The sequence below is a fragment of the Limnobacter sp. G6BE5S genome, assembly GCF_058448965.1.
Map to the genome: position 1 here is coordinate 226149 of NZ_JBZFLM010000007.1, position 25521 is coordinate 251669.

The 25521-nt window shown below is 51.9% G+C and carries 22 protein-coding genes; 15 read left to right on the top strand and 7 right to left on the bottom strand.

The annotated features are described in order from the left end of the window. Positions 1-2 precede the first annotated feature (2 nt). The 5 genes from ACVL1J_RS14015 to ACVL1J_RS14035 form a co-directional block, all read right to left on the bottom strand. Positions 3-3887: a hypothetical protein gene (locus ACVL1J_RS14015; protein ID WP_491665430.1), complete on the bottom strand. Its 3885-nt coding sequence runs from the start codon at positions 3885-3887 to the stop codon at positions 3-5. Positions 3888-3903: 16 nt separating this feature from the next. Continuing rightward, positions 3904-6120 carry an SH3 domain-containing protein gene (locus tag ACVL1J_RS14020; RefSeq protein WP_341238115.1) on the bottom strand — a complete coding sequence of 739 codons (2217 nt, stop codon included), beginning with the start codon at positions 6118-6120 and terminating at the stop codon, positions 3904-3906. Positions 6121-6140: 20 nt separating this feature from the next. After that, positions 6141-8111, bottom strand: coding sequence for a GlcG/HbpS family heme-binding protein (locus tag ACVL1J_RS14025; RefSeq protein WP_491665431.1), 1971 nt, complete (start codon positions 8109-8111; stop codon positions 6141-6143). A 105-nt stretch (positions 8112-8216) separates the two neighbouring features. After that, positions 8217-9683: a cytochrome c3 family protein gene (locus tag ACVL1J_RS14030; RefSeq protein WP_341238117.1), complete on the bottom strand. Its 1467-nt coding sequence runs from the start codon at positions 9681-9683 to the stop codon at positions 8217-8219. A 6-nt stretch (positions 9684-9689) separates the two neighbouring features. Continuing rightward, entirely contained in the window at positions 9690-10505 is an 816-nt protein-coding gene (locus tag ACVL1J_RS14035) for a hypothetical protein (RefSeq protein ID WP_341238118.1), read from the bottom strand. A gap of 129 nt (positions 10506-10634) precedes the next feature. Between ACVL1J_RS14035 and ACVL1J_RS14040 the strand changes: the two genes are divergently transcribed. From ACVL1J_RS14040 to ACVL1J_RS14075, 8 genes are read left to right on the top strand one after another with little or no spacing between them, the layout of a single operon-like run. Next, the gene (locus ACVL1J_RS14040) at positions 10635-11885 is read left to right on the top strand and encodes a tetratricopeptide repeat protein (RefSeq protein ID WP_491665432.1); all 1251 of its coding nucleotides are present in this window, start codon (positions 10635-10637) and stop codon (positions 11883-11885) included. Continuing rightward, positions 11882-13204 (top strand): heme exporter protein CcmB, encoded by a 1323-nt coding sequence (locus ACVL1J_RS14045; RefSeq protein WP_341238209.1) that lies wholly within the window; start codon positions 11882-11884, stop codon positions 13202-13204. Before ACVL1J_RS14040 ends, ACVL1J_RS14045 begins: the two co-directional genes overlap by 4 nt. Positions 13205-13206: 2 nt before the next feature. Further along, positions 13207-13899 carry a heme ABC transporter permease CcmC gene (gene ccmC / locus ACVL1J_RS14050; protein WP_341238210.1) on the top strand — a complete coding sequence of 231 codons (693 nt, stop codon included), beginning with the start codon at positions 13207-13209 and terminating at the stop codon, positions 13897-13899. Between the two features lie 19 nt (positions 13900-13918). Then, positions 13919-14092, top strand: coding sequence for a hypothetical protein (locus ACVL1J_RS14055; RefSeq protein WP_159571284.1), 174 nt, complete (start codon positions 13919-13921; stop codon positions 14090-14092). Beyond that, positions 14085-14492, top strand: a complete 408-nt coding sequence (ccmE, locus tag ACVL1J_RS14060) for a cytochrome c maturation protein CcmE (RefSeq protein ID WP_159571281.1) — start codon at positions 14085-14087, stop codon at positions 14490-14492. Before ACVL1J_RS14055 ends, ccmE begins: the two co-directional genes overlap by 8 nt. Further along, positions 14489-16480 (top strand): heme lyase CcmF/NrfE family subunit, encoded by a 1992-nt coding sequence (locus ACVL1J_RS14065; protein ID WP_491665433.1) that lies wholly within the window; start codon positions 14489-14491, stop codon positions 16478-16480. The genes ccmE and ACVL1J_RS14065 overlap by 4 nt, the downstream gene beginning before the upstream one ends. Then, the gene (locus tag ACVL1J_RS14070; protein WP_491665434.1) at positions 16477-17046 is read left to right on the top strand and encodes a DsbE family thiol:disulfide interchange protein; all 570 of its coding nucleotides are present in this window, start codon (positions 16477-16479) and stop codon (positions 17044-17046) included. The genes ACVL1J_RS14065 and ACVL1J_RS14070 overlap by 4 nt, the downstream gene beginning before the upstream one ends. Then, the gene (locus ACVL1J_RS14075; protein WP_491665435.1) at positions 17043-17435 is read left to right on the top strand and encodes a cytochrome c-type biogenesis protein; all 393 of its coding nucleotides are present in this window, start codon (positions 17043-17045) and stop codon (positions 17433-17435) included. Before ACVL1J_RS14070 ends, ACVL1J_RS14075 begins: the two co-directional genes overlap by 4 nt. 12 nt (positions 17436-17447) lie before the next feature. Here ACVL1J_RS14075 and ACVL1J_RS14080 read toward each other — a convergent pair whose 3' ends face one another. Then, the gene (locus tag ACVL1J_RS14080; RefSeq protein ID WP_491665436.1) at positions 17448-18776 is read right to left on the bottom strand and encodes a type II toxin-antitoxin system HipA family toxin; all 1329 of its coding nucleotides are present in this window, start codon (positions 18774-18776) and stop codon (positions 17448-17450) included. Between the two features lie 3 nt (positions 18777-18779). Then, positions 18780-19082 (bottom strand): helix-turn-helix domain-containing protein, encoded by a 303-nt coding sequence (locus tag ACVL1J_RS14085; protein WP_491665437.1) that lies wholly within the window; start codon positions 19080-19082, stop codon positions 18780-18782. Positions 19083-19777: 695 nt separating this feature from the next. Here ACVL1J_RS14085 and ACVL1J_RS14090 point away from each other — a divergent pair. The 7 genes from ACVL1J_RS14090 to ACVL1J_RS14120 all read left to right on the top strand — a co-directional run bounded on the left by ACVL1J_RS14090 (position 19778) and on the right by ACVL1J_RS14120 (position 25371). Further along, complete coding sequence (locus tag ACVL1J_RS14090) at positions 19778-20062, top strand: hypothetical protein (protein WP_394672582.1); 285 nt, start codon at positions 19778-19780, stop codon at positions 20060-20062. Positions 20063-20254: 192 nt separating this feature from the next. Continuing rightward, complete coding sequence (locus tag ACVL1J_RS14095) at positions 20255-20515, top strand: hypothetical protein (RefSeq protein WP_394672581.1); 261 nt, start codon at positions 20255-20257, stop codon at positions 20513-20515. Between the two features lie 71 nt (positions 20516-20586). Beyond that, a complete protein-coding gene (locus tag ACVL1J_RS14100; protein WP_491665438.1) occupies positions 20587-21168 on the top strand; it encodes a hypothetical protein in 582 nt (193 codons plus the stop codon). A 78-nt stretch (positions 21169-21246) separates the two neighbouring features. Continuing rightward, complete coding sequence (locus tag ACVL1J_RS14105) at positions 21247-21741, top strand: hypothetical protein (protein ID WP_394672579.1); 495 nt, start codon at positions 21247-21249, stop codon at positions 21739-21741. Positions 21742-22213: 472 nt separating this feature from the next. Next, the gene (locus ACVL1J_RS14110; protein ID WP_394672578.1) at positions 22214-23524 is read left to right on the top strand and encodes a hypothetical protein; all 1311 of its coding nucleotides are present in this window, start codon (positions 22214-22216) and stop codon (positions 23522-23524) included. 89 nt (positions 23525-23613) lie between these two features. Next, positions 23614-24615, top strand: coding sequence for a hypothetical protein (locus tag ACVL1J_RS14115; protein WP_394672577.1), 1002 nt, complete (start codon positions 23614-23616; stop codon positions 24613-24615). A gap of 81 nt (positions 24616-24696) precedes the next feature. Beyond that, positions 24697-25371: a hypothetical protein gene (locus ACVL1J_RS14120; RefSeq protein ID WP_491665439.1), complete on the top strand. Its 675-nt coding sequence runs from the start codon at positions 24697-24699 to the stop codon at positions 25369-25371. Positions 25372-25521 lie beyond the last annotated feature (150 nt).

Here is a 25521-nt window from a genome sequence, read left to right on the forward strand (position 1 = left end):
GCTTAATCCTTTCTGAAAGCCACTGAATTCACTTTGGGCTTGGGCAAGTAGTTTTCCTTTTCAACTTTGTCGGTCACCGTCCACAAGCGGCCATCGGCCCGCAGGTAAAACGCTTCCATTTCCTTGCGTGTGAAAGGGCGAGAACCAATGCGGCCAAACACAGCAATTTGCCCGCCGGTTTCATCGACAGCGCGGTCGCGGTCCAAACCTTTTGATATGGACAAAGCCGGGCTTGGCGTTTTGCGCCATGCAATCAATTCAGGCATGGGCGCAGGCGAAAAGCCGTAAAACCTGGGCTGCGTATCTGGCGAGGTCAGTTGCAATACTTTCAAACCGTTCACACCGTCGGCCACATAGGCAAACAGGGATGCATTGGTAGAACCCACCACCACATCATGCGCGTCATTCAGTTGGCCGTCAGCAGTAAATTGTTGGTACATCACAGGCTTGCGCGGGCGCTCTATGTCCACGATCACCAAGCCCTGTTTTTTCGCAGCCACATAGGCGTAGGTGCGGGCCAGGTACACGCGTTGCGCATCGGCCATGGGCACTACTGCGCCAGTGTGTTCCGGTTTTTCAGGGTGGGTAATGTCGATCACTTCCAGCCCTTTGGCGGTGGTGGCAAACAGGTAACGGAATTGCACCGCTGTGGCGCGTGCGTCCTGCAAGGGCAGGGTGGTGATGTGCCTTGGTTTTAGCGGGTCGTTGATATCAACAAACACCAGGCCCTTGGGCGTGGTGATGTAGGCGTAATGCCCGCCCAGCGCAATGTGGCTTGCGCCATTCAACACCCCGTTTTCATTCCAGGTCACAGCGCGTTCAAAGAAGTTGTTGCGCGGTTCGCCATCGGCCAGCGTATTCACATTCACCGCAATCAAGCCTTCTTCACTGTCGGTGATGAAAGCGTAGTTGTAGATGGGGTGGAAGGGCTGTTCCATATTGGTAATGCGCATCAAATCGCCCTGGTTTTTCTCGGGGTTGATGGGCTGGTTGGTGGGCAAGGCCATGCAGGTGGCATTTTTGCTGGCCACATGGGTGTCGTGCCCCAGTGGGCTGAATGGTGCCGTAATTACACGCTGACCAAAGCCCTTGTTGGCCACGCTGGCCGCGTCGTAGGCCCGGAAGCCGCCTTTGCCTTCGGCCACAAACACGTACTCGCCACGCAACTGAATGCAACTGGCCACACCCTTGGTGGCGTGGTCCATTAACGCTGGCACCACGGTGTCGGCCAGTTCGCGCTTGCGGTTCAAGTGGTTTTGGTAATAATCGGGGTAGGCGTATTTGTGCAGGTAACTGCCCAACACGGCTTGGGGTTCATCCCATTCGGTCACTGTAATTGCAGCAATGTGTTCGCTGCCACCCAGCCAGGCATTGAAACCAATGAAGTTCACGAAGTTGGTGCCCTGCAAAAGCAGTTGCGCCATGATGGCGTTGTTGTCATCTTCGCGAGACAAATGGCAATCGCTACAGGTTTTGGTTTCTTCTTTGCGCTCGGTGTGTGGGTAATGTGGTGCGAATGCCTGCGATGAAAAACCGCTGGCAGCAATCGGCGGCTGCTGAATGTAAATGCGTTCGCGGTTGGCGTTCATCGACGAAAGAATCAAGGCTGAGCTGGAGCGAATTGGCGCAATGCGATTGCCTTTTACAGGCCCATGCACGCCAAGCTGAAACATGTCATCGCGAGCCACTTGCGGGTTGTAAGTGGCGTAGTTCCGTGTTTCTCCGCCCTCATAGTGCAAGCGTTCGGTTTTCCAGTTGGCCTGAATCGGCAAGTGGCAACCCGCGCAACTGGTGGTCCAGCTTAGGTGGCAGGTAAAGCAGGTCATCTTGTCGTTGTCGTGCGCCAGTTCTTTCACGCCCGGGCCCCATTTTCCGTCTTGTCCTTCCGCGCCTGCGCCCATCAGTTTGGCGCGTGCGGCTTTGGCGTTGTATTCCGGGTGGGCCGGGTTCATATTGTCTTTGACCAGGCTCATTTCCCATTCTTTGTCGGGGTCCAGTGCCGCCCGCTGGTACAACTTGCCATCGCGCCATTCAAACCGCTTGCGGCCGTCTTGCGTACGCAATTGGGTTAAATCGGTGCCGCTGGGGGGCGCGGCTGGCCCGCTGGTGCGCAGCGTGGGGTATTTGGTGGCCGTGCCGTGGCAGTCGGCACAATCCACTTCAACAGCCGCAGCCACTTCACCATAAATATGGCCGTTGCCGTGCATGTCTTGAGCAAAGTGGCAGTCTACGCAGTGCATGCCCACGTCCAGGTGAATCGAGCTTAAATGCACCGCCTTGTCGAATTTTTTGGGGTCGTCGTCGGCAACAATGTTGCCTTGCGCATCCAGCAATGCACCCTTGCGGTTGCGTTTGAACACGGCACGGAAGTTCCAGCCGTGGCCGTGGTAATCCGCAAACTGGGTGTCTTTCAATTTGCTGTTCAGCGTTGAAACATTCTTCAGGAATTCCGGGTCGCTCCACTTGCCTCGCACTGCTGCTTCTTCGGGGTTGCGGTCCAGAATTTCACGCATTTCAGAATCGGTGGGGTAACGCTGCTTTTCCGGCCACATGTGCGGCGCATCGCTTTCGTAATCCCACATGATGTAGCCGTAATAACTGTTCACAAACACGTTGGGCTGGTGCATGTGGCACACCATGCACTGCGAACTTGGAATGGCGCGGGTGAATTCATGTTTCACCGGGTGGCCACTTTCATTTTTCGCAATGGTGGGGTCGATGGTTTGTGTGGTGCCGTCGTGACCAAACTTGGCGTAGGGGCCTGCGTGCCTGGGGTCGCGGTCGTTGGTGTACACCGTGTGGCAACCTGTGCAGCCCGATGAACGGTAATCGCCCGGTTGTTCGTTGGTGCCCAAAAACCAAAGGTGTGGGTCATTCAGGCGGGTTTTGGTCACGTTGATCAACGGCACCGCAATGCGTTGGCCTGTGCCGGGGCCACGGTTCGATTGTTTAATGTCTGGCCGGCCCGGTTCATCCAGGCGCTGAATCTGACCCAGCACGTTGGGCAAACCCACTTCCGGAAAAATACTGTTGATTACCTTTCCGCCACGTTCAAACACCCGGAAAACGTCACCGGGTGGGGCGGTTTCCCAAGCGGGCAGCGGGGCAAGTTCATTCAAAATGCCTTTGTGTACAAACAGTTCGTTGTTCGCTTCCACCGGATTTTTCAACAAACCGGGTTGACCATCTTGCGTATACGCTTCGCCCAGAATGTAACGTTTGTAAGGCAATATGCCGTTGTTGTAGGCAGCACCGCCCCACAGCATGGCCGACGTACTCATCAAGCTGCGTTCTTGCGCTTGAATCACCGGCAGGTGGCATGCGCCGCAAGCCTCGCGCGCCACGCGCAAATCACCAGGGTTGATAAACCGGATGTAGGCTGGGTGTTCTTTGTTCAGTTTGGAATAAGAACGCTTGGGGTTGGCCGAAGAAGGGTAGTTCCAGAACTTTTCGTTGCGGGGTGCAATGTGGGCTTTGTCCAGCGCAGCGCGGTATTCGGGTGCAAACCCTTTTTCGCGTGCAGCGCGTGTGTGGTCGTAGGCAAGCGTACCTTGCTTTTGCTCCGGCCCATTCCACTTTACTGTGGCATCACCACCGTGGCAATCGGTACAACCAATGACCACACCTGGGTTGGCATGCATGGTGTGCTGGTCGGTTTGCGTGTGGCAGCTCATGCAGCCTTCGGTTTTTGCAAAGGCCTGTTGTGCGGTTTGGCGCTCCGGTGCAGCTGGCGCCATGGTGTAGCTTTTCTCTGGCAAATTGTCGCTTGCTGAATGGGCCACACCCGCGCTGAATAACAGCGCGAAACCGAGCGCAGAAAGCCACCCCTGCCAACGGAACTGGTTGGCTGGTTTGGCTTGCGCTGCTTTGGCATTATTCAAATTCATCAACAAACAACCTGCTTTAAAAACTTAAAATCACGTTGAACAAAAACGAGTAAGGATCTTCATCTTCGGGGAACAGTTCTTTGTAACCCTTGCCCGGCAAAAGTTTGGCAAATGAGCCGTTCACAACAATGTTTTGGGAAAAGAATGGGCGGTATTGAAAACCCACCGATGCATCAATACCCAAATCAGTCGAAGGCGGGCGTTGTTGGCGCAAAGTACCGAGCACATTGGTGTTGTCAAATTCCAGCTTGTTCAAATTGGCAACCAAACGAAGTTCGGGCAACACATCAATATCGGCACCAACCCCCACCAACCACAGGCCTGGGTTAATGAAATTTGATTGCCCCTGTTCCTTGCTTGAACGCAAGGATGGCAACAGGCCATTTCTACCCGATAAAAACACGCCACCACCACCGACCAAAGGAATATTTTGACGGATGAAGAAGCTGGTGTCTGCCCCTGCAAACTGGGGGTTTTCGAAAATTGCATCGAAGCCTTCCGCTTTGCCGTCGAACGGATCTTTATCGCCCGATGCATACAGGAAACTGCCGCGCAGGCGGAACCAGTCGAAGTCGCGTGAAATCTCTGTGGCGTGAAAGAGCGCGTCAATGTTCTGTTCACGTTGGGCCAGTGGGTGGCGATCTGTTTTACCCGTGGCGTAGTAGGTCGAGGTTGTAATGTTTAGCCGCCCATAGTGGCCGTCACCGCTGAGTCCAAAATAATCCACGTGGTAGCCAAACGGCTTTTGATCACCCAGCGAGGAAGGGCGCGCCAAAAAGCCATTCGCATCAAAGTACCGTTGGCCGTCTTCATCATTGCGGTTGTGAATGTACGAAACCTGGCTGGTGAAGCCCAAGAACGGGAAGTCTTGCCTGTACAGGTTGGCGACAAAAAAATCATCGTCGCGCAGGTCTTGGCGAATGTCGTTCAGGCCACTGTTGGTGTCTTTTTCAACCCGCTTGAAGTAGCCAATGTTGTATTGATAAATGTTGTTGTTGCGGTTGCCGAACAGGCGAATGCCCATGGGCAGGTCCTGAAACAGGAAGCCGCGGAAATCGCTGATGAAAGGCTGAATACCCACGCGCAGGCTGTCGAAGTCGTATCGATCGGATACGTTTCGCAAGTGCACATCCACAAATGCTTCCTGAATACCCACAAAGCCTTCGCGGCGAACATCGCCTGAAGAGGATGAGATTTTCAGCAAGCGGTCTTCATTCACCCGCACATCGGTGTAGTTGAATACCGGTGTTAAACGGAATTCGTAATCGGGTGGTTTGAATGTGGTGTTGCCCTTGGTCAGTGACAAACTCACGATCAGGTTGTGCGCAAAAATGGACTGCTCGCCATTACCAAAAATATTCGCTTGCCCACTGGTAGTAGAAGTTGCCGGGGGCACAGGCACCGGGAAGTTGCGTTGTTCGTAAAGCGTGTCAGCAATAATGCCCAGGTTAAAAAACCAGTCAGGACCCAATGTGTTTTGCAACACCGGCAGGTCGCCCTTGATCACGTTTTGATTGTAAGGGTCGTACAAGGGAAACTTGAAGCCCAGCGATTGCATGATCCGCCAGCGATCGGGCACTGCCACGGTTTCGCGTGGCAGGTTGGGCAAGGGTGGGGGCACCTGGCTAGGGTCGATGACCGGAATGGCAATGTCGCGCGGCACAATGGGGGTGTCGCGGCCAGGAATGGCGCGTTGAACCTGGGGTGTTTGGGGTAAGGCTTGTGGCACCAAGCCAGGCGTTGCATTTTGCGAAGGGCGAATACCCGTGCCCGCCTGGTCTTGCAGCACATCGGCAGAAAACGCTCTGGGCGCAAAAATACCCAGGGATTGTTCGCCATATTGACCTGTACCTTGTTGCACCCAGCCATCCGTGCTGCCTAGTAGGCTGTCTTGAATTCGGACACGGTACCATCCATTTTTTTCTTCAAAGGCATCCACCAGTTGCCCTTTGAAAAACTCACCAATTGCACGCGAATCCGAGTTCGGTTTCGAATAGACAATACTTCGGTTGTCAAACACCTGCAGCAACACCAAAGGGCGTTCAGCGTTGTCCAGTTCATCAAGCTCTGGAATACCCGCTACTTTGCGACCCACTTTCTCAACGGTCTCTGTGACTTGCGCAACAACATCTGGTTTGGTGTCGCTTCGAATGTCTGCCCGAATTTGCGCCATGGCTGGCAGGGGCAACAGGCCTGCCAGAGTCAGCCCGACAGCCAAGGGTTTTAAACGCATTATGTTGTTGTTCTTTTTGCTCATGGTGTTGGGCACACGTTTTGTTCACTGCTGTTGTTGAACGGAGTCTGAGGGCATTGCACGTATTTCAGGAATTCGCCAGAATTTGACAACTCGTTGGCAGTCAACAAGGTGGATGGAAATGGGCGCATTGTGCTTCCCACAGCCGCTGCACTATTGATTACACCCAGGTAGCCCACCATATCGTCTTGGTCCACACCGTCACCCGATACACCCACAGCACCCACCAATGTGTCGCCTTTGTAAATCGGAAAACCGCCCGGGAAAATTTGAATTCCATTGGCAAAGCGGCTTTGCCGCCCTGCGGGTATGTTTCCATCATCCACACAGGTCAGCGCCGCGGGTGGTGAAAACTGATTCGCTACGCGCGTGGTTGCGGTCAAGGTTCCCAGCACCTTGTTAGTCACAATATTCAGTTGAAAACCAACGTTGAAAGGGCTCCACTCAGCAATTGGAGACGACAGGGGGCCTTTGGGTGTGCCAACCTCACCGTCAGGAAAATAGGGCCGATGCACGTTGCCGATTGCACGTGCCGAATAGGCGGCTGAACCGTTTAATGCGTTCGAAGTCTGCGAGAAAAATGTGTTCATGGCATTGGCAAAGGCGGCATGGTTGCCCGCATCAATTGCCGTGAAATCCGTCAATGCCTCGGCTGAACTGAATGCGAGTGCCGAACGTGCTTTTTGAACGGCAACATCGGTACCAAAAATTGGCGCATCAGAAGAACGCACCAAGCCAAGCACCTCGCCAGTCGTGTCAACCACGCTCACCGTGACCTGTGCCGCTGCACCCAACGGTATGCGAATTTGCGCCCGGGCCCGGTTGGCAATTTTCATCCCTTCAACCAGAATATTTTGAACCTCGGGCTGCGTTAGATTGCCACCAGCGATTGGCGGAAAACGCACCGAGGTGTTATCTGCCGGGTTGGTGATCAAGGTAAAGGTGTCAAGGCCATTGAAAGCGGGTGCTGTGGTCGCCACGTATCCCGATTGACTGTTGCCGTAAGAGGTTCCTGCGATCACACCGGCGGCTGCCTTGTAGCCGGTCACTGCCACAAAATTGCCATTGCCTGCCAAAGAAGCAGCCCCTGCCTCTGCGGGCGTGGAGTTGGAAAACTGGAATGTTTGACCGTTTGCAGTAATCCGGTTGGCACGTATTTGCTCAGGCGCACGGAATGCCTCAGGAAGTGCAGCAAACGCAATTTCTTCTTCAAGGTCGACTTCGTTGGTAAGAATGTCGCGATCGAGTCCATACACGCCTTGTGTACCGGCATCGGTCGATGCGATCACGCCAATTCCACCCACTACACGTCCTTCCTGATAAATCGGGAATCCACCTGGGTCTGCAGACAAGCCCAATGGTGAACGTTTGGGTCCAATCGTTGAGTTCTGAGAAAGCCACACATTCAGGTCAGAGCAGGGCAGTTGACTGAACTGCACACCATACAGCGGACCGCTGGGCTGACCTGTTTCACCCGGTTGAAAAAACTCCTGAACAATCTGGCTGGCGGTTCGGGTGCTGAATGCGTTGCCTGTAGACGACAGGTAAGCGCCGGTAATTGCTTTGGCAATTGCAGCCAGTTCGCTGGGCACCGGGGTGAATCCGTCCAGCCCCTTCCCGTCGGCACCACTCAATCCACTGGTGATAATTACGCTGGGGCTGGAGTTGGTCATTCGATACACAGCCAACACATTTCCAACGCGGTCCGTGACAGCAATGGTGGATTGCACGCCCCGTGAAATGGAAGCCTGTATCGCGCGACTCACGATGTCGTTGATCTCTGCGATGGACAGGCTCTGTGTTCCCAAAGGCTCAACGTTGAAACTTGGCGTGGTGGAGGCCGGGCCGTCACCACCGCCCCCGCCTCCGCACGACACCAGAATCAAAGGTGCGGCCAAACAAACGGCAACTCCCATTGCAATTCGTTTGAATTGTTTAACGCCATTCACGGCGTGTGTGCGTGTACGCATCGACTTCTAACTCGCTCATCTTTGTTGTTCAATGGGCCCACTTGCCTGTGCGCCCCCAGTTCACTGCTGGTCTGTCTACTCAAGTTACTGCGTCGAATGGCGTTTTTACTTCGCTGCCACTTCTTTGTTGTGTATGTGGTATTCGTGGCAAACGCCACAGTTGGATTGCACTTTGTTCATCACGGGTTTGCTGCCAGCGTGGCAGGTTTGGCAGCCTTCTATTGAAGGCATTAGTACATCGCTGGCTTCTTCGGATCGACTTGCCTTGTGGCAGCTCTCACAGCTTTCAAATTCGTGGGCCTTGTGGTCGAATTTGGCCATTGGCATCCACGGATGCGTTGGGTTGATGTCGGCAATTTGGTACTGCGGCATTCTAGAGCCCGAGGTTTTGGTGTTGCCCAAACCATCCACAGCTTTTACCTGGTGGCACACGGCACAAGCCGTATTTTCAAACAATTCCACCGTTGCAAAAGCAGCCTGTGCACGCGGATTGCCACTCAGGTTTCGCAGGTTGGACCTGTTGGGGTTTTTCTCGCCAGGGCGAGCGCGCAATACAGCGCGTTGAGCATTCACTTTGTTGCGTTCTTCGGGATGAAGGGCAAGGTAACTGTAAAACTCCTCAACAGTGCTGAGTACGGCGTCAACAGGTCCGTGGGGAACCTGGCGATCAGGCAAAGCTGGTTCGAAACTCAGTTTGTGACAGTCCAGGCAGTGGCTTTCCATGCTTAGTTTTTTAAAGCCGGTTGCCGTGTCTGCGGGCTCGTGGCAGTTGGCGCATTTCATCACCACCTTCTTGCTTGGGCTGTCGATTCCTTTGGGGTCAAGGTGAACATCGTGCGGAAACTTCAGGCTGGTTTTTTCGACAACTGGTGTATTTGCCACCATGCGAATTCTACGCAAATCAGTGGGTTCAGGACCTGTGGCAACAGTAATTCGAAATGCAGGGTGTTTGTCGCCCGCAAAGTCGCTGACTGCAAGAGTTTCTGTTTTTGGGGCAACGGTTTTTATGTCTGTGTGGCAAGCAGCACAGTCGGCACCCACAAAATGTTTATTCTGTTCGGCAAGGCTTTCACGGCCCTTGTGGTCACGGTGACAACTGGCGCAGCGGCCTTCTTCAAATGAAGTGTTCGGCAAGGTTTGTTCGGCCACATGCAAGCCCATATTGCTGTGGCACACCATGCAGCTTTCATCTTTCACACGGGAAAAATCACCGGCGTGGCAGGCCTGACAATCGCCCTCCAGATTCGAATGAGCAGACGCAAGCGGACCTGGGTTCCAAATTGAATCGAGTGCCAGAGCCGTGGCGTTGCGTGTGTTTGGGGCCGCGGTGTTTTGAAGGCTCGGGTGTGCGTTTAAGGGCAATTTTTCAGCGCGAACCGTTTGTGGATCTTTGTTCGTACTTGTTTGTTCAACACCAAACAATTCAGGTGCCTGCATGGCCACTAAAGGCAAAATCAAAAACGCGAAAAGAATAGGGACAAAAAGAATCCACGACAGGGGGCGTTTTAACCCCAAGGGCTTTTGCAATGCCAGTTGCTCACGTTGAAGCGGGCTTTTTTCTTGTTCTGCCATGTTCGCTTACCAGTAAATGAAAACAGAAAGCACGTGTGCGATCAGTGCTGCCAGCAACCCAAACGACAAGGGAACGTGGAAAGACAGCCAGAGTTCAAGCCAATAACGCATGTGGTAATACCGGCGTAGCTGTTTCAAGGCGCGCAGGCGCTGAACCTGATTTCCGTAAATGTCAGAAAGTCCGTCAATTCGCGTCATTTCCTGCTGCAAATAATGAACCGCTTTTTCGGTGGCGCAGTCTTTCACAGTTCCTTTGCGTTGATTTCTGCGAGTGGAAAAAATGTGTTGATTCAGCGAGGCATTGACGATGCGGGTAACCATGTCGGTCGTGTTTTTAAGCAGTTTTTGCGCCTCGCGATCAAGCGTTTGAATTTGTCCCACAATTTGTTCGGGGCTTTGGCGGTTCAACACATTCGACATTTCTGTGGGGTAGCGCAGGTAAAAGCTTAAGCCCCATACACCTGTGCCAATGGTGGCCATGGTCAGCACATAGGCCAGTGAATGAATGTTCCAGCCGATTTGAAAACCCGTGTGCAATGTGGCTACTACAGACAAAGCCAAACCCAAATAAATATGTGCTGAAACCCAGCCGCGCAAGTTACCTGTTTCATTGGCGTACTGGCGCTTGCGCACCCCAAACCACATCAGCCAGACAATCAGCAAAGCGCCGATGGTTCCCAGGGTGTAGCCCAGCCAAGTGCCACCATTGGCATTGATTTTTGGTTGGTCAATAAGGTAGGCAAACGATGAAATGAGGGTCAGCAGCAAGGCCCATTTCAGAAAAACAAATCGTTTGTAGTTAAACAGGTTGTCCTGAATCATGTGTTCAGCGCCTTGGCGAATGGTCAGAGGTAATGCTGCTCAGGGTTTACGCTTAATTCTGTGTAGCCTTTAATGTTACGTGATCATTGGTAATGTTAGTATCCCTACTTCATGTCTGGGGGTTAACAATTGAGTCTTGGCGTGGCCTTTGTAGGCTTTATCTTCCTGTTTTTTCTAGTATTTTGCCTGTATTTCGCGTGGAATGAATTTTTTTTCTCCAATGAGAAAAAAACCACGAACGAGGTAGGGACTCTGGAGGACAGCCCGGAGTGGCGCGCTTTTTTGAATCGACGTCAGGAAATTGAAACAGACCCAACACTCGACAATTCCAGCAAGCAGGTGCTCATCGAAAACTGGCTGAGCATGGCCAGCGAAAGCAAGCAACACATGGCACCTGCAGGTACCTCCACACAGCGTCTCGCCTGGGCCAAGCCCAAACTCATGCCTTGGTTGATTCTTGCCAGCTTGGGTCTAGCTGTTTTGTTCACTTATTCAATTGGGGCAATACACCGCAGTGCTTTTACATGGCCGCAAGGAAATTCTGCCGACATCGCCGTATCCAATGTTGATAAGGCAGTGACCGCTTCAGCAGGGCATCCAGGTGATGGTGCCAGCCTTGAGGACAGATTGGCTGGCCTTAAACTGCGACTTGCAGAGCAGCCTGATGATTTGCGTGGCTGGGTGTTGTTGGCGCGTACACATGCTTCAATGGCCAATTATCAGGAAAGCGCAAGTGCCCTGAAAAAAGCGTTGGAGTTAACACCCGGGCATCCGGACATTCTTGCCGATTTGGCCGACATGACCGCCATGGCGCAAGGTCGGCAATTGGCTGGCGAGCCAGAAAAGTACATTGCAGCTGCCCTGCAAAGCGATCCAAGGCATGAAAAAGCACTTGCACTGGCAGCCAGTGCAGCGGAGCAGGCAGGTGACCAAGACAAAGCGCAGGTGTACTGGCAGCTTCTTAGTCAGGTTCAGCAAGCCAGCCTGAAAAATACCAGCCAGCCCGTGCCTGAAGACGTGCTTACCGCCGTCACGGTCACCATTCCAGCAGCTGTCTTGAAACGCGTTGGCGACAGTTCAGCCTTGTTTGTGTTTCTCAAAGCGCAAGCTGGCCCCGGCATGCCTTTGGCAGTGGTCCGCGTGCCTGCATCCCGGTTAATCGCTGGTGAGCAGGTCGTGCGAATGGGGCCTGGTGACTTCATTCAGGAAGGTGGTGTTGGCAATTTGCCAGATACCGTGCACATCCAAGCGCGCTTGTCGATTCAAGGCATGGCGCAAACCGGTGTCGGAGATATCGAGTCGGCCTGGCGAACGCTTGCCCGCAATCAACTGGCCTCTGGTGTCGAATTGAGTTTGCCCGATATTCCGGCAAGTCCATGATGCAAGTTTCACTTTCAGTGACCGGATTACAGGTTAAAACGCCAGCTCTCGAGGCGGCCACTGTGCTTTTGTCCGGACCAATCGAGTTCGAATTGAAGTCGGGTGAAATCAACGTCATTCGTGGCGGAAATGGCGTGGGCAAATCAACATTGCTGAGGTTGATGAGCAACGCATTGCCGGGACAGGGCATTTTGTTCAAGCCTGAATTTGGCTTGCGCGACGAATTGCTCGTTGATACGCATCTTCAAATTGTGATGGACCACCTTGGGGCCGATTCAAATCAGATTGAGCAACTGCTTGAACAGGTGGGCCTGAGCAATTGGCAATACGAGCGTATTGGTACCTTGTCCTCAGGCCAACGCGCGCGTTTGGGTTTGTGTACCTTGCTGGCCGGGCAATTCAAGGTTTGGCTGCTCGACGAACCTTTGAATGCCCTGGATCATGACGGTGTGGCCACCTTGGCCAAGGCCATCGAAATCCACTTTCAGCGGGGCGGCATCTTGTTCATGGCCACGCATGTGGATGCGGCAGTGTTGAGTCAACACTTAAGCCTTGTCCCGGTCAAAGAGGGCTGGCTGGAACACGGCGGCTTGGTGGGTAACTTCGCACCTGCAAGTGCTGATCCACTTGCCCCTTCCGAAGTGAGCCAACTTCCTGTCAGGGTCACTTTGTCTGCGCTGCTCAAGCGCGACTGGGCGGTGGCCTGGGGCAATCCTCAAGCCCTGTTGTGGGGCGCTTTGTTTCACTGGATGGTGCTGAGTTTTTTTGGCATTGGATTGGGAAAGCCCAGTGCCGAATTTGCGCAAGTGGCCGTGTGGGTCAGTTTGTTGCTCGCGCTGTTGCTGGGTGCAAAAGACTGGTTTGCCGAGGATCACCGTGCAGGCTGGCTGGGTTTTGTGGCCAACCTTAACGCAGACAACATTGCGTTTTATTGGCTGATGCGGGTTGTTTTTCTGGCCTTGTGCCAGGCACTGGTGTTGGTGCCCGTGACCGGCCTGGTTGCACTGCAACTGGGTTTGACCGGTGTACAAACCCTTGAACTTGTTTGCGCGTTGATTGCGGGCATTTGGGCGGTGGCGCCTTTGTTGGGCTTGATCGCGCTTTTGGTGATGTTGACCCGCGGCGGTGCTGTATTGGTCTACCTGCTTGCCTTGCCGTTGCTGGTGCCCGTGCTGATTTTCGGGCTTGAAGCCAGCCAGGCGGGGGGGGTGGGCCGCACAGCCGTTGCACCGCTTGCCGTGTTGGCAAGCCTGGGTATGTTGGGTTGTTTGCTGGGGCCGTTTGTGGCCAAGCGCCTTGTTGCTTTAATTCAGGAATAGCGATGTTTGCACAGTTGGCTTCACCCCCCAAATTTCACGCCCTGGCCAGTTGGCTTTGGGTGTGGCTGCTCGCTGCCGGTGGGCTGTTGCTGGGTTTTGGTTTGTACACGGGGCTTTTCCTCGCGCCAGTGGATGTGCAGCAGGGCGAGGTTTACCGCGCCATTTACGTGCATGTGCCCGCAGCCTGGATGTCAATGTTCTTGTACCTGGTGGCCTGTGGGTATGCTGGTTTGAATTGGGTGTATCGCAGCGATGTGTCCGCCGTCATGATGCGGGCACTGCTGCCCACCGGGGCCTGGATGACGGCCTTGGCCTTGATCACCGGCGCGCTTTGGGGCAAACCGACCTGGGGCACCTACTGGGTTTGGGATGCAAGAATGACTTCCGAGCTCTTGTTGCTGTTTATTTACCTGGGCCTGATTGCCCTGGGCCAATTGACCACCAACCCCGCCAAGGCCGATCGCGTGCTGGCAGTGGGCTTGTTGATTGGCGCAGTCAATATTCCACTGATTTACCTCTCGGTGGTTTTCTGGAATACGCTTCATCAAGGCTACAGCGTGTCGATGAGTGGCAACCGAATTCACCCCGACATTGCCATGGGCATGTGGCTTAGCGTGTTGGGCTTCTGGTTGATTTGTGCCAGCACGGTGTTGAACCGTGCGCGGCGTTTGTTGGTACAACGGCGTTGGCTTTAACGGGTAAAAGGCAAAAGCAATGAATCTTGATGCATGGCAAACAATTTGGGTTTGTGTGGTTTTAAGCCTGTTGGTTTTGGGTTTGGATGGGTTGTTGGCCGGTCGTGCTGGCCCCAGCAAAACCGACTTGGTTCGTGAACAAAAGCGCGCCAATCGAATGGCAAAACTTGGCAAGGGGGCAGGCAATGAGTAACGCACGCGCACACAGGGCCGCCTGGCTGGCAGCCATTGTGGTGGTTGCTTTGGGTTTTGGTATCGCCTTGGTCAAAGTGTTCAACGACAACCTGGTTTTCTTCTACACCCCCACCCAGATACTCAGCGGCGATGTGCCCAAGGGCGAGAAAACGTATCGCTTGGGCGGCATGGTTGAAACGGGTAGCGTTCAACGCGAGGCCGACTCATTGAAAGTACGTTTTGTAGTCAGCGATTTGAATAACAAGGTGCCGGTTGAATTCAATGGCATTGTTCCTGATTTGTTCAAAGAAGGCACTGGTGTGGTGGCCGATGGCCAATGGGACGGCACAACTTTTGTGGCCAGTGAAGTGTTGGCCAAACACGATGAAGATTACATGCCGCCAGGGGTGCAAGAGTGATCGCGCTTATTTCGCAATTTAGCCTTGCCTTGGCCACGGTGTTGGCCTTGTTCGGTGCAGTGGCCGGTTTTGCAGCGGTGCGCGGTGTGTACAACCATGCCCCGGCAGTGCCTTTGTTGAAATCGATTCAACGCAATGTGTTGCTGGTTTCCGGGCTGGTGGGCACTGCCTTTATTGGTCTGATTTATTCCTTCGTCATCAGCGACTTTTCAGTTCGCAATGTGGCTGAAAATTCAAATCTGACCTTGCCTGTGTTTTACAAAGTGGCTGCCAGTTGGGGCTCGCACGAGGGCTCATTCTTGTTGTGGGTACTCATGTTTGCAGGTTGGACCCAAGCCGTGGCCTGGGCTAAATTCGAGGTGTCGGCCTGCTTCAAAGTGCGCGTGTTGGCCACCTTGCAATTGGTGTTGGTGGGGTTTTTACTTTACCTGTTAATCGCCAGCAACCCATTTGAATTCCTGTACCCCACACCCATTGATGGTCGGGATTTGAACCCGCTGCTGCAAGACATTGGCATGATCATTCACCCGCCTTTGTTGTACATGGGCTATGTAGGCTTTGCAGTTACCTTTGCATTCGCCGTGGCTGGTTTACTCGAGGGCCGTTTCGACATGACCTGGGCCCGCTGGAGCCGCCCCTGGACTAATGTGGCCTGGGCCTTTCTGACCATGGGCATTGCCTTGGGCAGCTGGTGGGCTTATCGGGAATTGGGTTGGGGTGGCTGGTGGTTTTGGGACCCAGTCGAAAATGCATCCCTGATGCCATGGTTGGCCGGTACGGCGTTGATTCACTCGCTGGCCGTGTCTGAAAAACGCGGTGCACTGCGCAGTTGGACTTTGCTGCTGGCGCTGACCACTTTTGCCTTGTCCCTGTTGGGTACATTTTTGGTTCGCTCCGGTGTGCTTACATCGGTACATGCTTTCGCAACCGACCCCGAGCGCGGTGTGTTCATTCTTGCCTTGTTGTTCATCGTTGTAGGTTCTTCCTACATTTTGTATGCGCTTAAAACAGGCGAGGTGGGGCAGGGCGGTAACTTCAAAGCCACCGGGCGCGAGTCGCTGCTGTTGTCGAATAACGTGTTGATGAGCGCGGCACTTGTGGCAGTTATGTTGGGCACGCTTTACCCCTTGGTGGTCGAAGTAATCGGTGGGCGAAAAATGTCGGTGGGGCAACCTTATTTTGAAGCCATGTTTGCCCCCATTCTGCTGCCTGCCGTGTTGTTAATGGCATTGGGCCCCGATTCCCGCTGGCGCGAAACCCGCCTTGCACAATACGTAAAGCCAGGCGTTGTTGCATTGTTTGTCGCGGTGCTGGTTTTGCTGGGCGCGGCATTGTTCAATGCGCACTTCAGCCTGTTGTGGGCCATTGGTGTGGTGTGCGCGGTGTTTATGGCGGTGGCCACTTTGGCTCATGCGGCGGTGACTACACGCAAGGCCGGTGCCGCTGCGCCTGAAAGTGGTTTGCTTTATCGCATGCGCCGTTTGTCACTTTCCTACTGGGGCATGGTGCTTGCGCATTTGGGTGTGGCCGTGTTCGTTGTGGGCGTTAGCTGGGTAAAAACTTTCGAAACAGAAACCGATGCTGTGTTAAAGCCGGGCGAAACTTCTGAAATTGGCCCATGGCGTGTCACTTTTATTGGTGTTGATTCCGTGCAGCGACAAAATCATGTGGCTGCACTGGGCGTGTTTGAATTAACGCGCGGTGATGGCACAGTGATCCATTTGCTGGAACCCGAGAAGCGTCGCTATCAAAGTTCCGAGCAAATCATGACCGAAGCAGCCATTCACAGCGACTGGTTTTCTGATGTGTATGTTGGTTTGGGAGATGCAGTACAAAGCAGCACCAACGCAGGTGCATGGGGTGTTCGCTTGTATTACAAACCCTTGATCAACCTGATTTGGTGGGGCTGTGCGCTAATGGCATTGGGTGGTTTGGTCACCGTGTTTGATCGCCGGTATCGCCCCAAAAAAGCAGGGGTTGCAGCATGATCAAAAAACGCTTGCGCCTTTATTTGCCCATTCTGGTGTTGTTGTTTCTGGGTGTGTTTTTGCTGCGCGGTTTGTGGCTTGATCCCAAAAAATTACCCTCGGCCTTGATTGGCAAACCTGCACCAGCTGTGGTGTTGCCTGTGCTCAGCTTTAACGGGCCTGAGGCGGGTGCGGTGCAGCTTGCCGACATTCAAACACTGCAAAACATTGATGCCCTAAAAGGCCAGCCATGGGTGCTGAATGTGTTTGCATCGTGGTGCCAGGCTTGTTTGGTAGAGCACCCGCACTTTATTGCCTTGGCCAAACAGAAAAAAATAAAGCTGGTGGGTTTGGCTTACAAAGACGACTTGGCCAACACCCGCCGGTGGCTTGCGCAATACGGCAACCCCTACGATTTGATTTTGGTAGACCAGCAAGGCCAGTACGGCATTGAATTGGGCGTGTATGGCGTGCCCGAAACTTTTTTGATGAGCGCCAACAACACCATTATTCACAAGCAGGTAGGCCCCATACCGGCCGATTACTTTGACAGCATGGCACTGCCCGCCATTGAGGCTTCCCGATGAATGTGAACGACCTGAATGCAGTTGAGAAAGAACAGTACAAAGAAGTTGCCAGCGAACTGCGCTGCCTGGTGTGCCAAAACCAATCGCTGGCAGATTCACATGCTTCTCTCGCAGTGGACTTGAAAGAAAAAATTGCAGAACAAATTCGTGCGGGCAAAACCAACGAAGAAATCAAAAGCTACATGCAAGACCGCTATGGCGAATTTGTAATCTACAAGCCCGCCTACAGCGCGGAAAATGCAGTGCTGTGGCTGGGGCCTTTTGTGGTGCTGGTAATTGCCGTGGTGTTGGCGCGCAGGGTAGGGAAGAGCAAAACCCCTGCGGCTGAACCTACCGCGCAATGGGCAGAAAACTTGTACGCCAAAACAAAAAACAAAAAAGACAACTAACTGTTGGTGGAGCTACAGAATCAGTAGCTGCTCGTTAATTTTTTTTGCCTGAGCAGGTGGTACCCCCGCCAGCGATGCGAATTCAGGCCAGCGTTCAATGGCTTGGCGAACCTCTCGAATAACTCTGGGTGCGGAACCTATTGCAAAGCGCTCCGCCTCTTCCAGCAAATCAAGCTCTGCGAAATTCTTGAATTTTCCATTCACCGACATCAAGTGTTGGTGAGTCCATTCACCCTCAGGGTTGTGTGCAAAGGTAATGTCGTAGGCTGGTGCCAGTTCCCAGCTTGATCCTTCCTTCAGCAAAAACGAAAAGTTCTTGGTGTGATCGTCGCAGTTTCTTCCCATTACATTGAATACCATGCGTCGAAATGCTTCCTCCTTTTGTTCATAAGGAAGTTGCAGTTTCACAATGCATTCGAATAATTGCGCGTAAGCATTCGTGCCTTTCTTTTTGTAGTCCAGGTGGTTGAATGCGCACAGCGTTTGGATGTGATGCCGCACATTGTTTGCAGCCCGGTCAAAACGGCGTGTCATGAAGTGCGCACGGCCGTTTTCTTCAAGCAAGCGGCATTCTGAAATGCCAATGTTTGCCGCCTTGGCCATCAAATAATAGGCATATTCAATTCGGCCATAGCCACCTGATGCACCCAGTTCATTGTCTTTGCCCATCCCGTCGAATTTGAGTAGCCAGTGTTCGAACCCTGGCGGTGTATCCACTTGTCCGGAACGAATTTCGTGAGTGTTCCGGTTCCAGGCAATTACCGCCTTGGCACGGGCCCCACCAGCTGAAGTGCCCACATCAATAATGCTGCGCAAGGCTGCGTTGGTGTATTCATCTTCATCGTCGTCAAACTGACCGGTAACCGCTTTTCTGGCGTGTTCTACCAGGCGACTCAATTCAATTGATGTGGCCACACGCTTTGAAGGCCCGCGGCTTGGTTTGAATGTGAGCGCACCCATGGCGCGGTTACCCATGTAGGCCAGGCGATCAAGTGCAGTAATGTCACTTTTGGACAAACCCCGCTCGGCCATGTAACGGTCAATCAATGCATTGCCAAAATCATCGGGCAGGGCATCGGCCAGCATGGCAGGCAACCGTTTGTAGGTTTCAACTGGCAGGTCGGTGAACAAATACGGATCGCCGTTGTTCAAAGGCATTTGCAGTGGGGCAGGTTCAATGCCGGTTTTCAGAAAGGCAGGTGCGTAGGCGAAGGCGTAGTAGCCATACACAGGGTCTAGTGCTACCGCGCCCACTTGTTTGCCCCAAAGAAATACCTCAACACGATCCACGCGTTGATAAGCCTTGCTTCTTGTGCGGGTAGTTTTCTTCTTGATATTCATGGCTTACTCACCTTGCGCCTTGCGCCTTGCGCGCTGGCGAGGTGCTGCTTTGGCCACCATGGCCATGGGGTTAATGGTGGCAACAGGTGCAATGGTGTCGAACCAGCTTTCACGCCCCAAGGCGCGAACAACCTTCACCAGTGTTTGCAATGATGAACCTTCCCCGTTTTCCAGGCTTTGCAGCGCACGGGTACTGACACCGGCTTGTTCAGCCAGTGTGCGTTGGTCGGTGTTTCGGCTAAGGCGAAGCTGTTTCAGGTTTTCGCCCAAAGCGGTTTCCAGTTCTGCTAGCGTTTTTTGAGTCAATTTATATTATTCCCAAAACGTGTTATTGCGCGTTTTAATTAATGTATTGTATTTTATACGCGCTATTAAGCGTATTGTAATAATTTGAATATTTTCAGTCAATGTGATGTTGTAAAACGCGTATAAACGCTTATTAGCATATTTTTTTATTCTTACACGCGTATTTATGCGCAATAAAATTATTGGATTTTATTGAGCATGCCTGGTGCAGTTTTGCATGCTTACCCCGCAAATGCAGGGTGGCGCGTGTTGCCTTGTTGCGTACAACGAGGCTGGGCGGGCCTTTGGGCATTGCTTACTTCCCAAGAAATAGGGTGAACGGATCAGCTTGCTTGCTGTTGCATACCAATTAATTTACATTTTGAAACTATTGAAATTGCATCCCGAATACCTTTATTGGCTTTGGCACCGGCCTGCGGTAGCCATGGTGGGTTGGGAAAATGAGTGCAAAACAAAACCCGGTACACGTAAGCTTCTTCGGCTGTACAGGAAAAGTGTCTAGAGCGAATCGTAGTACGCAATTGATTAAGCAAACGCGGCGAGTTTTGGGCTTTGGTTAGACTGTTGATTTGTACAGTTTATCTCCTGGTCGTCGCGATGTGCAAAGGGCTCAGTTGGTTGGGGAGCTTCTAGGAGTGATGTTCGGATAAATGGATATCGCCGTTATTGTTCGATAAAACTAGTTAGGGGAATCAATGAGCGACATATCCGAATTTGAGCGCATTGAATCCATCGTTAAAAGCGGCGGGCTTGAAAAAATGCCAGTGGCATCAGCTCGTAAAGAGCGTGATGTTCTACTCCGCTCAACCCCGACATCAAACAACCCACAATTCATACAACGTTGGGATCGTGTGCTATTTGCTCTAAACGACCGCATCGAGGAACTGGCTTGGTGGCAAAAGCCTTTAGGCACTATCGCCATAACCGTCCTCGCAGCAGTAATTTCCGCCGCCTTAACGTTCTGGCTCGGACTGACATGAGCAAAACAAACGCCACAACAAATCCCGTTATCCCGGCCACTATCACTGGCAATGTGAGCCATTCCCCTAACATGGCGGTCAAGCGGGACGCTCCGCTAGCAAGCTGGCTACGCGCCCCTTACCTTCAACGTTAGACCGCACAGAAACCCGATGCCTTACTACCGCGTCATGCTCCATGGAACCGGAATCCGCATGCCCAGCCAAGCCTCGGGACAGGACCTCATTGGCTTCTACACGACGCGTTTGGTCCGTGCCTCTTCAGAGGAGGAGGCTGAGAGGAGAGCACACGCGAAGGTCGGATCGCAGTGGAGGACGGCGGAGTACGCACGCAATAACCTGGGTGCCCCTCCGGAGCTGTCCACTGAATGGATTCGGCGGACGTCGTTCCTCGACTTGTTCTTCTTCACAGCAACAGGTCATGCTTTCTACTTCCAGGACGCCGATGCGGTCTAACAGAACGGTCGACTCGGACACGTTACGGCAAGGCGCCGGTCACCTTCACGTTAGGCATCACAGGAGAGATCGTGACAATTCATCGCGCCGCGGCTTTTGCACATTGGAACTATTTCCTCGCCTTAGAAGAGGATCTGGATCGTTTATCTAGGTATGTCGATTTTTCAGGAAACGATGACGCCTACTCGCTTGAGATTGCCCGCCTCCTACTCGGTGCTAGCGCCGAGGTCGATGTTGTTCTGAAGCTTCTGTGTAAGCGCTTCAATCCAAACAGTGCTGCGTCGTCCATCGGCATGTATCACGCGGAGGTGAGTGCGAATTGCCCAAACTTCATCAACTTCGAGACTCAGCTTCCGCGCTATGGCGTAACTCATCAGCCGTGGATTAGCTGGACAGCAAATCAACCTCCACTTTGGTGGTCAGATCACAACAAGGTAAAGCATCAGCGCGACCAGTACTTTGAGCGCGCCACGCTGAAGAACTGCCTTAACGCAGTTGGGGGTCTGTTCGTTGCGGTACTGCATCTCTATGAGCAGGAAGCCGCAAACGGCGAGTTACTCCAGCTTCCTCGTCTATTCAATGTCGGCAATCAATTCTTTGCCGGCACCCAGATGGGCCGATACGGTCACAGCTTCAAGTACAGAGTGCGGTGATGCCTAACCCTTCCATTGATGCGGACGTCCAAGGGCTATCGCCCTCGACCTCCCCTCATGTCAAACGTTAGGCTGCACATGAACGACCAAGTTAATCGCATGTTTCACGAAGCCCAGGATCGGCTGCACGATGCGGACGTTCTTGCGCGCTCTCTCGACACGCGATCCGACTCGCAGGCAATTCTCCGAATCCTTGGATTTGAGATTCTGTTGAAGTGCGCACTCCTTCTCTCTGGCCAAGAACCGAAGAATTCGCACAACTACAAGAAGCTGTGGCTAGGCCTTCCCGGTCACGTGCGAAAGAAGGTTCTAGAGGTAGCGTCGGCAAGGATGCCCGGCCACGCAGACCTGTCGAATCTCGAAGAGAAGCTGGAGTGGTGGCAATTTGTATTCGAGCGCGCACGCTATCACTACGAGCTCTACGAAAACTACACGTTGAAAGAACAAACCGAGCTCGGCGCGCTATGGGTCGCACTCGGTGCGCCGAGCAACGAAGCTGTAGTTCAGTGCTTTCCCTCCGAGTTGCAATTCTTAGTCGAAGGCCTCACTGCCCATGTCGAAGGTGCGGCCTAACCCTTCCATCGAGAGGACTCGCCCCGGCAAGCCGGGTCGAGCCTCTCATATCAAACGTTAGAGCTATTAATGCAAATACCCGCAGCGATTCAAAATAGAAATCTTATTGCCTTCGTTTATGATGGCTATAGTCGCACCGTAGAGCCACATACACTTGGTGTTGACGGTAAGGGACATGAGGCTCTCCGAGCCTATCAAGTCGCTGGCGGTAGTGGGTCTGGTGAATTTGTTGGCTGGAAGATTTTTCACGTCAGCGAGATGCGATCATTAATCGTCTTACCGCAACACTTCGCTGGACCTCGCCAGGGTTATAAGCGGGGAGATAAAGCGTTCTCTGTAATTCATGCAGAGCTCTAACCTTTCGGTCAACGTGACAGCCCAAAGCTGCGCTTTGGGTTCCCTCAGCTGCTGCGCAGCTCCGGCTGCTCGTTCCCTCCAACGTTAACTGCTATACAGGAATCGGAACATAAGAATGCAAGAGTTTTCTCTAGAAAGGATTTCAGAGCAAATCCATTACGGTAAAACAAAGGGCTACTTTCAAGAGGTATTGTCCTCGTACAATAACGGCAACTACCGATCCGCTGTGGTTATGCTGTGGTCAGTAGCTATATGCGACATCGTTTACAAACTTCAGAACTTGATAGATTTATACGACGATGCAGCGGCAAAGGAAATTCTTCGAGAAGTTACTACAATCCAAAATGAGGACTACAAGTCATCAGCATGGGAAATAAAGCTTCTTGATGAGGTTCATGATAAAACTTACTTGCTAGATTCTTCCGAGTATGAAGATCTGCGTTACCTTCAGAAACAAAGACATCTTTCTGCGCATCCAGTTCTCAATTCTGAGCGGGAGCTTCATTCACCAAATAAAGAAACTGTGCGATCTCTCCTGAGAAATACTTTGGAAGGGCTGCTAATTAAGCCGCCATTTTATACGCAGCGAATAATGAAGGAGCTATTGGAAGATCTCGCTGAGTCTTCTGACGTTCTTAATGATAGAAAAAAAGTAAAAAAATATATTGAAAGTAGGTATCTAAGTAGAACCACACGGTCTGTAGAAATAAGTATATTTCGATCTTTGTGGAAGCTCGTTTTCAAATTAGATAACGAGGAATGCGAAAAGAACCGAATAATCAATCTTCATGCTTTGGAGGTTTTGTCCAATCGGAATATAGCTTCAATCCCCAATGAAGTTCAGGGTGACAATGACTATTACAGCAATATCGCATCAACTGGAATGCCACTATCTTACTTAGTCTTTTACCTTTCGAATAACCATCAGATTTACCCTTTGTTAAGCGAGGATGCGCGTTTAAAAATTGATCATTGCATAAATAATGTTGACGTGGGTAAGACTGTGGGCTGGTTTATAAAAGCCGATTTAGGTGCACATGGAAACGATGTGGAAGAATGGATAAAAGGTGGAGAACACCCTAATTTCACTACAGGCCAATTCGACGCTCTTTTAGAAATATCTGACACAGAGGAATGGCAGAAAAAATTCTGCCGAATCGTGACAGCATACTATTCAGTTAGTTATAGCTTTGATCAAGCAGATACTAGATTTCAGGTAGCAATACCAAAATACATCGGCCTATTCGACCGCGACTCACTCATTTATTTGGCGGAACAAATCGAGAACAATGGACAATGTTATGCGCGCGGCAGAGCGCGAGAAGACTATGTTGTGATCAAAAATCGTATCGATGAATTATTTGACGATGATTTCGATTATGAAGGCGTGCCTTCTTTTCGACGTAAAGTGGTAACGGCGGAATAATGCAGTTAACAAACGCGTCAATTCGGACGCTCGCAAGCTCGCGCCTATTACGCGGGCGTTATGTCTAAACCAAGATTAGGAGCACTTCAGTGAGTGGAATAATCGAGCACCCAAATAGCGGTGATGGAAATATCGAGGTTATAAAAATTGGAGAAGCTTCTGCCCCTGTATCGCTAAAAACTTACCAAGACATTTACCATCAAGTCACAGGCAGAACAGAGCAAATTAAGAAAAGATACTCTGAAAATTTGCTTGTCGAGTTTTCAGAGATCGAACAGCTCCACCACAAAATAAAACAACTTTGCGATGTGCACAACATCGTTGCATCTAATGAAGTCGTCTCCGTTTTTCATGAGAAGGAACGGAAAGAGCAGTTCACGTCATTTGAAAGATTCAGGGCGTATAACTCAAATACAGCCAGCCCGACAGTAACCCTAGTTCTGAAATACAACTTCTCCATAATTCCTGCTGGTCGAGAGCGGCCTCAAGAATATGCAGTAACTGTTCGATTGACATCTCGAGTTGCGATGCTTGAACAAGTAGAACGGGAGGCCCCATCTTTTGTCAGGCCGCACCTTGTCGGTATCGTCGCGCTTAACACCGCTGAAGTAACCGTTGACTATTCCGACTATGTGATTGCCCGGGGCTTTCTTGAGGCAGTCGACGAGTGGGTGGGGGGATGCAGAAAGACACCACCGATCAATTGGCTCAATGTTCTACGCAGGTGGTCTCACTTTGCTCCGGGCATATCAAAGCTAATTGCCGGAGGTTTACTGGCTTGGTTTGCGCTTCAATCTATCCCGGCACACTTTTCGGCTACAGCCACAACGGAAGTCGGGGCTAGGTTCTTCGTTGTATACGGTAGTGGAGCATTGATACTTGTCCCACTTATGGGGGCGATCGGAGGCATGATAGAGGAAGCAATTGATAGCTATCCGATACTGTCCTACCTCAAACTCAATAAAGGCGACTCGAATTTGATTGAGCAATTTTCTGAAAGAAAGCGGTCTGTTTTCATAAAGCTGTTTTTTAGCGCGGTCGCCAGTATTGCCCTTGGTATTGTTTCAGCAAAGCTTGAGCGCCTTATTTAAACATAACCTCTCGGTTAAGGGGACAGCCGAAAAGCTGCGCTTTTGGGTACCGGCACCTTACCTCCAACGTTAGGCACTTAAGTGAAGCCGCAATGGAATTTGAAGCAGCTTCGTGAATACATCCGGGGCTCGCGGTCGGATAGTGCAGTGCTGCTCGATATTGTCCACTCCATTGATCGTTACACCCAAATTTTTCTGTTCCATCTTGAAGGAGCTCGAGATGTCATGAATGGAATCGGAGACGCCGAAAATCCCCGAAGCAGAAAGAATCTCGAGATTGTATTCGGCGTATCGTCTCAGCAAGATGAATACCACTTGGCGAAGGTTGCTAGCGAAGCTCACATCCTGGGAGTTGTCCATTCCACACGGGCAATGTTCGATGTTTTCGCTTTTCTTGTAAACGCAATGCTTCTCAATGGTGAAATTCCCGAGCATCGTTGTGATGTCAGCCGTGTTATCCAGAAAATTCCAGCTTCACCTCTAAAGCAAGAGCTTGAGAAACTGGCCGGATCGTATTGGTTCGGTTACGTTTCAGCCTTTATAAATACCTCTAAACACCGGATGCTCGTTCGTCATTCGTTTCATGTGGGTATCGAGGAACCATACGTTGGAATTCGTATCGGCGCATTTGAATACAACGGTCAAAGTTTTCCCGTGTATAGGCTCCGGGAATTGCTAGAGGGCGTCTTAGAGGTCAAAAATGCTATCGTGCGTTGTGGAAAAGCCTTTAATGATCAGGTGGTTGCCGGTGCCTGACAACATATTGCAACCGACTCTTGATTTGCTGTCCACCTTTAAAATCGCAAAATCAAGAGCAGGCCTCGGAAATTCGGACAGGTGGATAAAAGATGACAGCTCTGCTTTTTGGGCCAACAATATTGGCCAGAAAAGGAGAAATCATGAGTC

What these genes read in the sequence shown, in the direction of transcription:
- ACVL1J_RS14045 (WP_341238209.1), top strand. Translation starts at nt 11,882, where the DNA reads ATGATGCAAGTTTCACTTTCAGTGACCGGATTACAGGTTAAAACGCCA.
- ccmC (WP_341238210.1), top strand. Translation starts at nt 13,207, where the DNA reads ATGTTTGCACAGTTGGCTTCACCCCCCAAATTTCACGCCCTGGCCAGT.
- ACVL1J_RS14095 (WP_394672581.1), top strand. Translation starts at nt 20,255, where the DNA reads ATGCCCAGCCAAGCCTCGGGACAGGACCTCATTGGCTTCTACACGACG.
- ACVL1J_RS14020 (WP_341238115.1), bottom strand. Translation starts at nt 6,120, where the DNA reads ATGCGTTTAAAACCCTTGGCTGTCGGGCTGACTCTGGCAGGCCTGTTG.
- ACVL1J_RS14070 (WP_491665434.1), top strand. Translation starts at nt 16,477, where the DNA reads ATGATCAAAAAACGCTTGCGCCTTTATTTGCCCATTCTGGTGTTGTTG.
- ACVL1J_RS14035 (WP_341238118.1), bottom strand. Translation starts at nt 10,505, where the DNA reads ATGATTCAGGACAACCTGTTTAACTACAAACGATTTGTTTTTCTGAAA.
- ACVL1J_RS14055 (WP_159571284.1), top strand. Translation starts at nt 13,919, where the DNA reads ATGAATCTTGATGCATGGCAAACAATTTGGGTTTGTGTGGTTTTAAGC.
- ACVL1J_RS14075 (WP_491665435.1), top strand. Translation starts at nt 17,043, where the DNA reads ATGAATGTGAACGACCTGAATGCAGTTGAGAAAGAACAGTACAAAGAA.
- ACVL1J_RS14025 (WP_491665431.1), bottom strand. Translation starts at nt 8,111, where the DNA reads ATGCGTACACGCACACACGCCGTGAATGGCGTTAAACAATTCAAACGA.
- ACVL1J_RS14030 (WP_341238117.1), bottom strand. Translation starts at nt 9,683, where the DNA reads ATGGCAGAACAAGAAAAAAGCCCGCTTCAACGTGAGCAACTGGCATTG.
- ACVL1J_RS14090 (WP_394672582.1), top strand. Translation starts at nt 19,778, where the DNA reads ATGAGCGACATATCCGAATTTGAGCGCATTGAATCCATCGTTAAAAGC.
- ACVL1J_RS14015 (WP_491665430.1), bottom strand. Translation starts at nt 3,887, where the DNA reads ATGAATTTGAATAATGCCAAAGCAGCGCAAGCCAAACCAGCCAACCAG.
- ACVL1J_RS14080 (WP_491665436.1), bottom strand. Translation starts at nt 18,776, where the DNA reads ATGAATATCAAGAAGAAAACTACCCGCACAAGAAGCAAGGCTTATCAA.
- ACVL1J_RS14105 (WP_394672579.1), top strand. Translation starts at nt 21,247, where the DNA reads ATGAACGACCAAGTTAATCGCATGTTTCACGAAGCCCAGGATCGGCTG.
- ccmE (WP_159571281.1), top strand. Translation starts at nt 14,085, where the DNA reads ATGAGTAACGCACGCGCACACAGGGCCGCCTGGCTGGCAGCCATTGTG.
- ACVL1J_RS14110 (WP_394672578.1), top strand. Translation starts at nt 22,214, where the DNA reads ATGCAAGAGTTTTCTCTAGAAAGGATTTCAGAGCAAATCCATTACGGT.